At 62.1% G+C, this 13,637-nt stretch carries 11 protein-coding genes; 1 reads left to right on the top strand and 10 read right to left on the bottom strand.

All coding sequences use genetic code 11. The annotated features are described in order from the left end of the window. Nucleotides 1-62: 62 nt before the first annotated feature. From ACQY1L_RS14405 to rimP, 8 genes are all read right to left on the bottom strand, one after another. Nucleotides 63-1,055, bottom strand: coding sequence for an Ldh family oxidoreductase (locus tag ACQY1L_RS14405; RefSeq protein ID WP_430261876.1), 993 nt, complete (start codon nt 1,053-1,055; stop codon nt 63-65). 56 nt (nt 1,056-1,111) lie between these two features. Next, entirely contained in the window at nt 1,112-2,023 is a 912-nt protein-coding gene (locus tag ACQY1L_RS14400) for a cell envelope integrity protein TolA (RefSeq protein ID WP_430241385.1), read from the bottom strand. Then, entirely contained in the window at nt 2,020-2,529 is a 510-nt protein-coding gene (exbD, locus tag ACQY1L_RS14395) for a TonB system transport protein ExbD (protein ID WP_430241384.1), read from the bottom strand. Before exbD ends, ACQY1L_RS14400 begins: the two co-directional genes overlap by 4 nt. Before the next feature lie 4 nt (nt 2,530-2,533). Further along, nucleotides 2,534-3,493, bottom strand: coding sequence for a tonB-system energizer ExbB (gene exbB, locus ACQY1L_RS14390; RefSeq protein WP_430243981.1), 960 nt, complete (start codon nt 3,491-3,493; stop codon nt 2,534-2,536). Between the two features lie 374 nt (nt 3,494-3,867). Further along, nucleotides 3,868-6,711, bottom strand: coding sequence for a translation initiation factor IF-2 (gene infB, locus ACQY1L_RS14385; RefSeq protein WP_430241382.1), 2,844 nt, complete (start codon nt 6,709-6,711; stop codon nt 3,868-3,870). A gap of 100 nt (nt 6,712-6,811) precedes the next feature. After that, a complete protein-coding gene (locus ACQY1L_RS14380; RefSeq protein WP_062578573.1) occupies nt 6,812-7,495 on the bottom strand; it encodes an RNA-binding protein in 684 nt (227 codons plus the stop codon). Then, complete coding sequence (gene nusA / locus ACQY1L_RS14375; RefSeq protein ID WP_113109286.1) at nt 7,492-9,108, bottom strand: transcription termination factor NusA; 1,617 nt, start codon at nt 9,106-9,108, stop codon at nt 7,492-7,494. Before nusA ends, ACQY1L_RS14380 begins: the two co-directional genes overlap by 4 nt. Before the next feature lie 61 nt (nt 9,109-9,169). Continuing rightward, nucleotides 9,170-9,772: a ribosome maturation factor RimP gene (rimP, locus tag ACQY1L_RS14370; protein WP_062454201.1), complete on the bottom strand. Its 603-nt coding sequence runs from the start codon at nt 9,770-9,772 to the stop codon at nt 9,170-9,172. Nucleotides 9,773-10,061: 289 nt separating this feature from the next. On the opposite strand from rimP, the gene ACQY1L_RS14365 reads away from it, so the two are divergent. Beyond that, on the top strand, nt 10,062-11,711 hold the full coding sequence (locus ACQY1L_RS14365; RefSeq protein ID WP_430241379.1) for an MFS transporter: 1,650 nt from the start codon (nt 10,062-10,064) through the stop codon (nt 11,709-11,711). Between the two features lie 19 nt (nt 11,712-11,730). Here ACQY1L_RS14365 and ACQY1L_RS14360 read toward each other — a convergent pair whose 3' ends face one another. Next, the gene (locus tag ACQY1L_RS14360; protein WP_430243978.1) at nt 11,731-12,912 is read right to left on the bottom strand and encodes a lytic murein transglycosylase; all 1,182 of its coding nucleotides are present in this window, start codon (nt 12,910-12,912) and stop codon (nt 11,731-11,733) included. 66 nt (nt 12,913-12,978) lie between these two features. Beyond that, entirely contained in the window at nt 12,979-13,584 is a 606-nt protein-coding gene (recR, locus tag ACQY1L_RS14355) for a recombination mediator RecR (RefSeq protein WP_174195406.1), read from the bottom strand. Nucleotides 13,585-13,637 lie beyond the last annotated feature (53 nt).

Raw genomic sequence — 13,637 nt, 5'->3', positions numbered from 1 at the left:
GAAAAAGAAAAAGCCAGCGCATCGCTGCACTGGCTTGTCCGGCATAGCGTTCGATCGTGAGGTCAGCCCAGAGCTTCGATCGCCTTCATCACGTCGTCATCGATCCGAAGTCCGTGCTGGACGCTCTCGGCACGAAGACCGCGGCCGCGACGACCGGGCAGGCGGACGCCGTCCTGCTTTGCCATTTCCCCAGCCAATGCCGCAAAGCGTTCTGCCGCGCCGCCACCGGTCGTGGCATCCGGATCGATGACGATCAGCGACTGGCCAAGCGCCGGCGGAGGCCCGGTCTCATCGAACAGCGAGCTTGCCTGGTAGGAGTAATGCGCACCGCCGATGCCGGCCGCCATCACTTCCACCATCAGGGCGAGCGCCGCCCCCTTGGCACCGCCGGAAGGGGCCATCGTTCCCTTGATCGCGGCAAATGCGTCGGTCGTCGGATTGCCGTCGGAGTCGAAGGCCCAGTCGTCCGGAATACTCGTCCCCTTCTGGGTCGCTTCCATCACCTTGCCGCGGGCGACCTTGGAGAGTGCTAGATCGATGACCAGCGGCTCGTCACCGGCAATAGGCGCCGCAAAAGCGATCGGATTGGTGCCGAACAGCGGCACCTTGCCACCCCAAGGGGCCATGGAGGCGGGCGCGTTGGCAAACATCATCGCAACCAGCCCCTGCTCGGCAAAGCGCTCCACGGTCAACGCCATGACGCCTGCATGGTGCGAACGGTTGATGGCGGCAAAGGCGATGCCCTGTTCGCGCGCAATCGCTGGAAGTTCCAAGACAGCGAGATCGAGCGCCGGATAGGCAAAGCCAAAGTTCGCGTCGATCGCAAGAACTGCGGGTCTTGGCCTGCTCGCCTCAGGCCGAGCAGTGCCATCCACCTTGCCGGTCCGCACCTGTTTGACATAGGCCGGGATGCGGCGAAGCCCGTGACCGGACTGGCCGGCGGCTTCCGCCTGCACCAGGGCGCGGGCAACCGAGCGTGCGGTGCTATCAAGCACGCCGTTGGCTTCGAAAACGCCGCTCACCAGCGTTTCGGCTTCTTCAAGGGTAATCTGCATGGACAAGCTGTTCCGGGAGCGAGTGTTAAGGAGGGCAACCGAACCCGAAAGCACGGCTACTTGCACTCTACCGACTGAGTGACGAGGCTTGCAACACCTGCCGGTGCGATCGGAACAGGTGATGCGCGCCGAACGGCTGAGACGACGTAGTCGTCGATACGCGTATCTCCAGACGATCTGGCAACGGACACGCGCCCGATATTGCCATCGCTATCGAAATTAAAGCTGATCGTCACGATCCCCTTCTGGTTGGACGGGCAGCGGCGGGCATTACGGGCGATCTTCGTGCGCACACGGGTCATCCAGGTGGACGGTGACATCGTCGAGGCCACCGATCCGCTCGAGGTCTGCGCAGCGGCAGTGCGCTCCGACGGCTTTGCCTGAACCTTTGCCTGCGCCTTTTCCTTCTGCGCCTGCGGCTGACGCCGTGGCTTTTCTACATTCTGGACCGGCTTCAGTGGTGGTGGACGAGTGACCGGCAGCGGGACTTCCACGTTCTCCAACGCTGCGGTGACCTTCTGCTCGATCGGATCGACAGGCTCGGGCGGCGGCGTTTCGACGATCTCCGGCGGCGGGGGCGTTTCCTCCGGCAGCGGCGTCTCGATCACGGGTTCCGGCGGCGGTTCGGGTGTCTCCTCAGCCACTTCCGGTGGCGGCTCGGCCGGTGGCGGCTCCTCGATGGGTTCGACCTCTTCGACCGGCTCGGTCTGCTGGGTCTCGACAAGTTGCCGGTCTTCGGTGTCGGTAGCGATCTGCTCTTCTTCCGGGATCGCCGCCTCCGGCTCCGGCGCAAGCTCGATCATGATGGCGGCCTGCGGACCGTTGTCGGCAAATTCCTCCGGCTCTTGCCTCATCAGAAGCGCTGCGGCGGCAATGTGGACCGTGAGCACAAGGATAGCGGCAGATCCCCACAGCGCGATCTCGCCGATCCGGCTCGCATATCCTCTGCGCTGCAGGACAAGGCTCATGGAGCGCCTCCGGTAGCCGGCGCGACAGCTGGAGCCGGAGCTGCCGCTGCCGGTGCCGGTGCCGGTGCTTGCGCCGCCTGGGCGCCCGCCGCCGCTTCCAGCCCGACCAGCGCGATCTTCAGATAGCCGGAATCGCGTAGCAGGTTCATCACTTCCATGAACTGCCCGTAATCGACGGCCTTGTCGGCCCTGAGGAAGATCCGCGTATCCTTGTTGCCCGCGGTCTGGCGGTCGAGATTTGCGGCAAACTGTTCGCGCGCAACCGGATCGTTGCCGATGTTCAGCGACAGGTCGTCCTTGACCGTCACGTAGAGCGGTTCGTCAGGTCGTTCCGCGGGCTTCGCGCTGGAGGCGGGCAGATCGACATTGACGTCGACGGTCGACAGCGGCGCGGCCACCATGAAGATGATCAGCAGCACCAGCATGACGTCGATAAACGGCGTCACGTTGATCTCGTGGTTTTCGGGAAGTTCGTCGCCGTGATGTTCGCGAATGCTACCTGCCATGGGTTTATTCCCCCGCGACCAGAGACATTGACGCAGGCCGGCGTCCGCCTGGCGGCACCTTGCGGAAATCCAGATCGCGGCTGACCAGTCGTTCGACACCGGAAGCGGCGTCCGCCAGCAGCTGGCGGTAGCCGGTGACCGAGCGGGCGAAGGCGTTGTAGATGATCACGGCCGGGATTGCGGCGACAAGACCGAGCGCGGTTGCGAGCAGCGCTTCGGCGATGCCGGGCGCAACGACCGCAAGGTTGGTCGTGTTGGACTGCGAAATGCCGATAAAGGAATTCATGATGCCCCAGACCGTGCCGAACAGCCCGACAAACGGGCCAACCGAACCGATCGAGGCGAGAATGCCCGTGCCGCGGGCCATGCGCCGTCCGGAATAGGCTTCGATGCGCGACAGGACCGAAGACACGCGCTCCTTGACGCCACCGGTATGGGCGTAATCCAGAGCGGCTTCGGAAAGCTCCACCTCTTCCGTCGCCGCGCGCAGCATCAGGGCCGCAGGCCCGCCGCGGCTGCCTGTCGTCTCAAGCGCTTCCGGCAGCGTATGCGCGCCCTGGATGATCTTGAGGACGCGCCTGGCGCGGGTACGGGCGCCCATCAGCTCCAGCGTCTTGGCGATCCAGATGGTCCATGTGAGAAGCGACGCAATGGCAAGGCCGATCATCACGGCCTTCACCACCCAGTCGGCCGCCATGAACATGCCCCAGGGCGAAAGATTGTGAGGAATATCGGCGCGTGCTTCGGGGGAAGGTGCACCCGTTGCAGCCGGAGCCTGCTCGATTGGCGTCACGGAGGGAGCAGCAGGTTCTGCCGGGGGTGCGTCTTGAACGGGTGGCGGGGTCTGCTGTGTCGTAGGAACAGCGGTTGGAGGAGCAAGGGCCGGCGCCGTCTGTTGTGCCGGACCAGGCGCTTCCGGTGCAGGCGCCTCGACCTGCGCGACCGCATTTGTCGTCATCAGCATCAAGGCCGCAATCGTTGTCACGAGGGGACCTGGCCCGGCAACGCGCAACTGCTTCCTGTAGAGGTGAGACTTCGGCACAACGGACATGGCAGCGATACTCCGACTGGTCGCCGGAAGGCTCAGTTGGCCCAACGGCTCGATATCATTCAGCCGGTCCGAAAACTGAGGGCGGCGGCTTGCCGCTATGCGATAATAAACATGAGTGTGGTTGGCAACTATAATCGGGAGAGTATCGCTTAAATTTGACTGCTTCCGTCATGATTTGGTCCGCATGGCCCTGCTGCCAGCCGCAGCCTGTCTCCCAAAGCTCCGCACAAACGAAAAAACCGCCGGAGATTTCTCTTCGGCGGTTGATGGTTTCGGCAGCGCTAAACTTACAGCGTGCGCGTGATGTGCTCCACGCGGAAGCACTCGATCGTGTCGCCTGCGCGGATATCTTCGTAGTTTTCGAACGCCATACCGCATTCCTGACCCATCGGCACTTCGCCAACTTCGTCCTTGAAGCGCTTGAGCGTCTTGAGCTTGCCTTCGTGAATGACAACGTTGTCGCGCAGCAGGCGAACACCTGCACCACGCTCGACCTTGCCTTCGACGACGCGGCAACCTGCAACCTTGCCGGTCTTCGTGATGTTGAACACCTCGAGGATCTCGGCATTGCCAAGGAAGGTCTCGCGACGTTCTGGCGAAAGCAGACCCGACATTGCTGCCTTCACGTCATCCACCAGATCGTAGATGATGTTGTAGTAGCGGATCTCGGTGCCGGCACGATCGGCCGCTATGCGCGCCTGTGCGTTGGCACGGACGTTGAAGCCGATGATCGCTGCTTCGGAGGATTCGGCAAGCGCAAGATCCGACTCGGTGATCGCACCTGCGCCCGAATGGACGATGCGGGCGCGGACTTCGTCGGTGCCAAGCTTGTCGAGAGCGCCGATAATTGCTTCGACGGAACCCTGAACGTCGCCCTTGATGAGCAGCGGGAATTCCTTGTAGCCGGTATTCTGCAGCTTGCTCATCATCTGCTCGAGCGAACCGCGCTGACCGGACTGGCGAGCAACCGCCTTGTCGCGGGCAAGCCGCTGGCGATATTCGGAAATCTCGCGAGCACGGCTCTCGTTTTCAACGACGGCAAACTTGTCGCCGGCAGCAGGCGTGCTGGAAAGACCGAGCACTTCGACCGGCATGGCCGGGCCGGCTTCCTTGACGTGAACACCCTTGTCGGTGACGAGCGCGCGGACGCGGCCCCACTGATCGCCGGCAACGATGATCTGGCCAGGCTTCAGCGTGCCCTTCTGGACGAGCACGGTTGCAACCGCACCGCGGCCACGGTCGAGCTGGGCTTCGATGACGATGCCTTCTGCCGTACGGACCGGATCTGCCTTGAGGTCGAGAATTTCGGCCTGCAGCAGAACTGCCTCGAGCAGCTTGTCGAGATTGGTCTTGTTCTTGGCCGAAACTTCGACGTCAAGAACTTCACCGCCCAGCGATTCCACGAACACTTCGTGCTGCAGCAGCTGCTGGCGCACCTTGTCCGGGTTGGCTTCGTGCTTGTCGATCTTGTTGATCGCCACGATGATCGGAACGCCGGCAGCCTTTGCGTGGCTGATGGATTCGATCGTCTGCGGCATCACGCTGTCGTCGGCTGCAACCACGAGGATCGCGATGTCCGTTGCCTGGGCACCACGGGCACGCATGGCCGTAAAGGCGGCGTGGCCGGGGGTGTCGATGAAGGTGATCTTCTGGCCGTTCTGTTCGACCTGATAGGCACCGATATGCTGGGTGATGCCACCGGCTTCACCCGAAACTACGTTGGCCTGGCGGATCGCGTCGAGAAGCGAGGTCTTGCCATGGTCGACGTGACCCATGATCGTCACGACCGGAGGACGCGACACCATTTCGCCGGCGTCGTCCATCTGGTTGAAGATACCTTCTTCAACGTCCGATTCCGAAACGCGCTTGACCGTATGGCCGAATTCACCGGCAATGATTTCAGCGAGATCGGCGTCGATGACGTCGCCGGCCTTCATCATCTGGCCTTCCTTCATCAGGTACTTGATAACGTCGACGGCGCGTTCAGACATGCGCTGCGACAGTTCCTGAATGGTGATGGTTTCCGGCAGGATGACCTCGCGCATAACCTTTTCGCGGGTTTCCTGCATCTGGCTGCGGCGGAACTTTTCCTGCCGGCGGCGCATGGCAGCCATCGAACGACCGCGGCCGGTACCGTCATCATCGGTGCTGGCAGCAGTGATTGTCAGCTTGCCTTGGCGACGGCCTTCTTCGACCTTCGGGCGTGTTGGTGGCTTGGCAGGAACGGGCGCTGCAACGCGGCCGCGACCTGGAATGGTCCGGGCAGGTGCGCGATCCTCTTCCTCGTCGTTGCGGCGACCACGTCCGATGACGGGGGCGGCAACAGGTGCGGCTCCCGGCGTCGGGCGAGCCGAGTTACGGTTGTCTTGTGTATTTGCGTTGCGATCTGCAGCGGCTGGCGCTGGCGCGACGGGTGCCGGACGCAGAGCTTCCTCGGCAGCGCGTGCCTTGGCTTCTTCGGCCAGACGTGCTGCTTCGGCTGCTTCTTCGACCTTGCGGCGCTCGTCTTCTACCTTGCGGCGTGCATCATCCTCGACGCGCTGCTTGGCTTCGACCACATCGCGCGCCTGGGCTTCGACGAGTGCTCGACGGCGTGCATCCATCTCGCTTGCGGACAGGTCGTGCAGGACAGCACCACCCGAACGCTGCGGCTGGCGCTGCGGCTGTGACGGCTGCTGCGGACGCTGGCCCTGATGCGACGAGGGACGCTGACCCTGCGATGACGAAGGGCGCTGGCCCTGCGAAGAACCGGGGCGGTATCCCTGCGATGAAGGCTGCTGGACGCGTGGCTGCGGCGGGCTAGGCTGGCTGACGGGTGCAGCAGGCGCGGGGGGTGCAGGTGCGGCGGCGGCCACAGCGGCAGCTGGTGCCGGCGCTGCAGGGGTTGCCGGCTGCGGGCGTGGCGCTACAGGAGCGGCTGCCTCGACTGGCCGAGGGGCCGGTGCTGCGATCGGTGTAATTGGCTTTTCGTCGAGCGGACGGGTCGGACGGCGCTTGACCGTCTCGACGACGACCGCCTTGGTCCGGCCGCGACCCATGTCCTGGCGCACAGTACCCTGGGTCACACCCGATGGTTTCAGGGTAAGGGTCTTCTTCACGCCCAGTGTCTTGTCGTCGTTGTTATCAGTCATTCCGTTCCTGTTCCTTCGGACAGGAACAGATGGAAGCCATCAGTGCCTGTCGTTCAATTCGTACATATCGATGTGCGTCCGGCAAAAACCGGTAACCGCGTCATTGTTTCGGCATGTCAGCGACACCTTTTGTCTGGGACAGACCGCCCTTGCGGTACTGTTCAAGTAGGTTTGCGCGTTTCACTACACCTTCACCCGCCTGTCCCGCAAGCGCGCAGGCATGGATAAAAGCATTCTGGCCCATCACTTCGTCCAGTTCGGCCCCCGTGAAGAGCAAAAAGGATGGAATTTCTTCCTCGGCATTCGAGCCGAATTTGAAGGCCTTGCGGGCCTGATCGATCTTCCGGATACCGTCTGCCGCAGCGTCTGAGGCATGAAAGACGGCAATCGCGCCGCCGGAGCGAACTGCGGCATCGACCTTCGTCGCGCCCGAGATAAACTGGCTCGCCTTGCGAGCCATGTTCATCATGCCGATCAGATCGGCCGCGAGCAGTCTGTCAACCGTCGCGCCCAGATCGGCATCCGCCTTTGCGTCGGTCTTCAACGCGCGGGCGAAGGATTTCTTCTGGACCGCCCGGTCGATCAACGCCCGTTCGGCCTTTACCCAGCAGCCCCGCCCCGGAAGGCGACGCTTGAGATCGGGAACAACCTGGCCATCAGGCCCGGCCACGAAGCGGATCAGCGTTTCCGGTGATCCGGCTTCACGGGTGACGATGCAGGTACGGTCATTCACGATAAGCTCGTCGTCTGCATCGTCGTCTGGTTCATTGCCAATGGGGATCATTCCCGCTCGGCGGCAGGCGCCTCCTCGGCGTCTTCGGCCTCTGGTGCTTCTTCAGTGGCAAGATCCGCTTCGGTGATCCAGCCAGCCAGCAGGCGGGCCTGCACGACCATGTTTTCAGCTTCGGTGCGGGAAACCTCGAACTTCGAAAACAGACCTTCGAACTTCTTGGTCTCGCCGTCCTTGCGCTCGCTCCAGCCGACAAGGTCGTCAGCCGCGCAGCCGGCAAAATCCTCGATCGTCTTGATGCCGTCTTCGCCAAGCGCGACCAGCATCTGACCGGTCAGGCCGTCGATCTGCTTCAGTTCGTCGGCAACACCGAGTGCGACGCGCTTTGCATCGTTTTCAGACTCGATCCGCTCGAGATATTCGCGGGCACGGGTCTGGATCTCGGTCGCGGTATCTTCGTCAAAACCGTCGATCGAGGAGATTTCGTCGAGCTCGACATAGGCAAGCTCTTCAACGGCGGCAAAGCCTTCGGACGCCAGCACCTGGCCAACCATCTCGTCGACATCGAGCGCGTCCATAAACAGGTTGGTGCGCTCGTTGAATTCCTTCTGGCGGCGCTCCGATTCCTCGGCTTCCGTCATGATGTCGATATCCCAGCCGGTCAGCTGCGATGCAAGGCGGACGTTCTGGCCACGACGACCGATCGCCAGCGACAGCTGCTCGTCCGGAACCACGACTTCGATCCGCTCGCTGTCTTCGTCGAGAACAACCTTGGAGACTTCTGCCGGCTGCAGCGCGTTGACGATGAACGATGCCGGATCCTGGCTCCACGGAATGATGTCGATCTTTTCGCCCTGCAGTTCGCCGACGACGGCCTGAACGCGCGAACCGCGCATACCGACGCAGGCACCGACCGGATCGATCGACGAGTCATTGGAAACGACAGCGATCTTGGCGCGCGAGCCGGGATCGCGGGCAACCGACTTGATCTGGATGATGCCGTCGTAGATTTCAGGCACTTCCATGGTGAACAGCTTCACCATGAACTGCGGATGGGTACGCGACAGGAAAATCTGCGGGCCACGCTGTTCGCGGCGCACGTCGTAGACATAGGCTCGAACGCGGTCACCGTAGCGCATGTTTTCGCGCGGGATCATCTCGTCACGGCGAATGATGCCTTCGCCACGACCGAGGTCGACGATGACGTTGCCATATTCGACGCGCTTGACGGTGCCATTGACGATTTCGCCGACGCGGTCCTTGAACTCGTCGAACTGACGGTCACGTTCCGCTTCGCGCACCTTCTGGACGATAACCTGCTTGGCAGACTGGGCAGCGATACGACCGAAATCCATCGGCGGCAGCGGATCGGCGATGAAGTCGCCGATCTTGGCGTCAACGTTGCGATCGAGTGCCAGCGTCAGCGGGATCTGCGTGCCGTAATCCTCGGCGACGTCGACCACTTCCAGCAGGCGCTGGAGGCGGATCTCGCCGGTCTTGGAATTGATGTCGGCACGGATGTTGGTTTCCGAACCATAGCGCGAGCGGGCGGCCTTCTGGATGGCGTCGGCCATCGCAGCCAGCACGATTTCGCGGTCGATGACCTTTTCGCGGGCTACTGCATCTGCGATCTGCAGAAGTTCAAGCCGGTTTGCGCTCACTGCCATTGTCGTTGGTCTCCGTAAGTCGAGCTATGTGCGACCTTCTCAAAGGAAGGCGTGCTGTCGGTTATTCTTCGTCAGTGTCTTCGTCGGTTTCGTCGTTCTGATTGGCGGCCTGCTGCTTGGCCGCCTTGTCAGCCCGCAACGCGTCGCGGATCAGTTCGTCGGTGAGGACAAGCTTTCCTTCGGACAGCGCCGTAAACGGAATGAGCAAATGCTGTGTCTCGCCATCGGCGACCTGATCGCGGTCGATCGTGAAGCCCTCGGACGTGACGTCGGTGATCTTGCCGCGAAAACGCTTGCGATTGTCGACCAGGATCGACGTCTCGCATTTCACGATATGGCCGTTCCAGCGCTCGAAATCGGATTTGCGCACCATCGGGCGATCGATGCCGGGCGACGACACTTCGAGATGATACTCGCGATCGATCGGATCTTCCACATCGAGAACGGGCGAGATCGCCATCGAGACGGCTTCACAGCCCTCGACATCCATCGTGCCATCGTTGCGTTCGGCCATGATCTGCAGCGTCGCGCCATTCTGATTGAGCATCCGGACGCGCACGAGGCGGAAGTCCATGGATGTCAGAACGGGCTCGATGATCTCGGCCACTCTGAGTTCAAGCCCGGTCTCGACGATCAGGCGCGGTTCGCTGTCGGTTTGTGGCATGCGCCCTCCGAATTCGTGCTCCCTGTCCGGTTTCCGGACGAGGGGGAGAAAAGCGATCGCCTAACAAAAAAGAGCGGGTCCGGGAGGGCCCACTCTTCATCGGACGATCAAGAATATGGCCTGCATATACGCTTTCACACCGGCGATTGCAAGACCGCCGCAAGACTCGTCGCATTCGCTCCGGTCCGTGATGGGTTGGTGACAGCAGATCTCCATCATCGGGCATTCTAGGACATGACGCGGGTGGAATTTGTGGTCTTCAGGTCTATAACCCTTTGGTGACAGTGCCATGATGGGAGGAAGAGACTTGCCCGATCGGATTTCGACGCTGGCGCCGTTTCGGCTGCCGACGTTCCGAATGATCTGGATTGCCAGCATCGCGTCGAATTTCGGTGGGTTGATCCAGGCCGTCGGTGCCGCCTGGATGATGACGGCGATCGCCAGTTCGCAAGATATGGTGGCGCTGGTGCAGGCGTCCAACGCGTTACCGATCATGCTGTTTTCGCTGGTCGCCGGCGCATTGGCCGACAATTACAATCGCCGAAGCCTAATGCTGACGGCGCAGGTCTTCATGATGACCGTGTCGATTGCACTGACGGTGTTTGCCTATCTCGGCCTGCTGACGCCCTGGCTTCTTTTGATGTTCACCTTCCTGATTGGCTGCGGCACGGCGCTCAATAACCCGTCCTGGCAGGCCTCGGTCGGCGATATCGTACCACGCGAAATCCTGCCGACCGCAGTGACGTTGAACAGCGTCGGCTTCAACATCACCCGCAGCGTCGGCCCGGCGATCGGCGGCGCGATCGTCGCAGCAGCAGGGGCTGCCGCCGCCTTCGCGGTCAACGCGATGAGCTATTTCGCGATCATCTATGCGCTGTTTCGCTGGAAACCGCAGCGTGCCGACGATTCGCTTCCGCGTGAAACTTTGCTGCGGGCGCTGTCTGCCGGCCTTGGCTACGTCGCGATGTCGCCGAACATTCTTAATGTGCTGCTGCGCGGCCTGCTGTTCGGTCTGACCGCAAGCGCTATTCTGGCCCTTCTGCCGATCGTTGCCCGCGATCTCGTGTCCGGTGGCCCGTTCACCTACGGCATCATGCTCGGCGCTTTTGGCATCGGCGCCGTCGCCGGTGCCATCGCCAATGCCAGGCTTAGGGAAAAGTTTTCGAGCGAGTGGATCGTCCGGTTCGCGTTCGTGGGCTTTGCCGCAAGCTCCGCCGTCATCGGCGCAAGCACGAATACGACGGTGACGGTGATCGCCCTCCTGTTCCCCGGCGCCTGCTGGGTTCTCGCGCTATCGCTGTTCAATACAACCGTGCAGCTTTCCACCCCGCGCTGGGTCGTCGGCCGTGCCTTGTCCTTCTATCAGACGGCAACCTTTGGCGGCATTGCTGGAGGCAGCTGGATGTGGGGTCTTCTGTCCGAAAACTTTGGTGCTTCGGTTGCACTCTCCATCGCAAGCCTCGCCATGCTTGTCGGCGCTCTCGTCGGCTGGCGCATGCCGCTGCCGCAGTTCGGCGATGTCAATCTCGATCCGCTCAACCGCTTCAACGCGCCGCTTCTCAGCCTCGCGCTGCAGCCGCGCAGCGGCCCGATCGTACTCCAGATCGACTACCTGATCGGCGAGGCCGACATCCCCGAATTCCTGACCCTGATGGCACGCCGCCGACGGGTGCGGATACGTGACGGTGCACGGCAGTGGGCCTTGATGCGCGATCTCGAGCATCCGGACGTCTGGACGGAGACCTATCATACCGCCACCTGGGCAGATTACGTCCGCCACAACCAGCGGCGCATGCAGATGGATGCGGAAATCTGGGATGCGATCCGCAAGCTGCATCAGGGTGAAGAAGACCCGAAGGTCCATCGCATGATCGAGCGGCAGACGATCCCGCCCTCCACCGACATCATGCACAAGCCCCATATCGACTTTCACCACTAAGGCGAAAGGCCGGCGATTGTTACCTGAGCCGGGTCTTCAGCGATGCATCCGGATAACAGGTCGGCGTCAGACCATTCTTTGCCTGCCAGTCGCCAAGCGCCCGGCGGGTCTTGAAGCCCGGCAGACCATCGACGTTTCCGACGTCGTAACCCTTGGCCACCAACGCCTTTTGCATGGCGAGCACGTCGGAGCGAAGCATCTTGCCGACGTCACCCCATGCGCCCTCGAAGGCGCCGGCGCCGTGGGCAATGCGATCGGCGAGATTGCCGATGAACAGCGCATAGAGGTCGGAGTTGTTGTATTCCTTGAGCACGTAGAAATTCGGCGTGACGACGAATTCCGGTCCGTTGCGGCCGGCAGGTACCAGCATCATGCCGGATGCCTTGAGATCGGCGGAAGGAAAAGGCTTGCCCGACACGCGGGTGATCCCGGTCGCCGCCCAGGCGGAGATCGGCTTGGCCAGATCCGGGCCTTCCTGGGCGCAGGAAACCTTGGCAGGAATGGAAACCTCGAAACCCCAGTCACGCCCGCGCTGCCAGCCTTCCTTCTGAAGATAGTGGGCTATGGACGCGAGCGAGTCGGGCACGGAATTCCAGATGTCCGGATGCCCGTCCTTGTCGAAATCGACGGCGTATTTCAGGTAGCTGGTCGGCATGAATTGCGGCTGGCCGAGAGCGCCCGCCCACGAACCCTTCATCGTCGCCGCATCCACGTCGCCGCGCTCGATCATCGTCAGCGCCGCAATCAACTCCTCGCGGAACATCGGCTTGCGGGTGGACATGAAGGCCTTGGTTGCCAGAACCTCGATTGCCGAATAGGGAAGCCGTGCCTTGCCGAAACCGGATTCGCGACCCCATATGGCGACGACGATCTCGCCGGGAACGCCGTAAGCGGCCTCGATCCGCTTCAGCGTCGCGGCATGTGTCGATGCAAGGCCACGGCCCGTTGCCGCCAGTCCCTGCAGCCGCTTTTCGGAAAAATAGGCGCCGGGGGAAGAGAACTCCGCCTGGCTCTGATCCTGGCTTTTCGGCGGCTTTGATCCCGGCGGCACCAGATCAGGCAGGCTCCAGTTGAGCGAGATCCCGCTGAAGGCGGTCTTCATCGTCCGCTCGGAAATACCTGCTTTGCGGGCTTCCGGCCCAAGATCGCTGGCGATCCATCGCTGGAACTGTTTTTCCACATCCGGCTTGTTCTGCGCCATGACGGGTAGGGGAAGCAGACAGAGGATCGCGCCAAGGGCGATGAGTGTCTTGCGCATGATGTCTCCTCAGATCGCCGTTCGTGCTCGAAGTGCCGCCGTCAGCGTGCCTTCGTCGAGATAGTCGAGCTCGCCGCCGACAGGAACGCCATGCGCCAGCCGGGTGATCTTGACATCGATGCCGGCTAGCTGGTCGGTTATATAGTGTGCTGTGGTCTGTCCCTCGACCGTGGCGTTGACGGCGATGATGATTTCCTTGACCACGCCTTCGCTCACCCGGTCGATCAACCCGCGAATGTTGAGATCATCGGGTCCGACGCCATCGAGCGGCGACAGCGTGCCGCCCAGCACATGATAGGCCGCGTTCATCGCCCCTGCGCGCTCCAGAGCCCAAAGATCCGACACATCTTCGCAGACGATCAGCGTCGACTGGTCGCGTCGGATGTCGGTGCAGACCGTGCAGGGATCGGACGTATCCACATTGCCGCAGCGCGAGCAGATCTTCACCTTGTCATAGGCTTCGCCCATCGCGTTCGACAGCGGACCGAGCAACTGGTCCTTCTTCTTGATGAGATGCAATGCCGCCCGGCGGGCCGAACGGGGGCCGAGACCCGGTACTTTCGCCAGAAGCTGGATGAGTTTTTCGATTTCGGGGCCGGTGACTCGCTTTGCCATGGTTCTCCTTTAGCCCATATGCAGGGGAAACGGAATCGACGAAGGACCAGCCG

The organism is Neorhizobium sp. DAR64862/K0K3 (genome assembly GCF_050500185.1).
GTDB lineage: Bacteria > Pseudomonadota > Alphaproteobacteria > Rhizobiales > Rhizobiaceae > Neorhizobium > Neorhizobium soli.
This window is presented reverse-complemented; position numbering and strand designations above follow the sequence as displayed.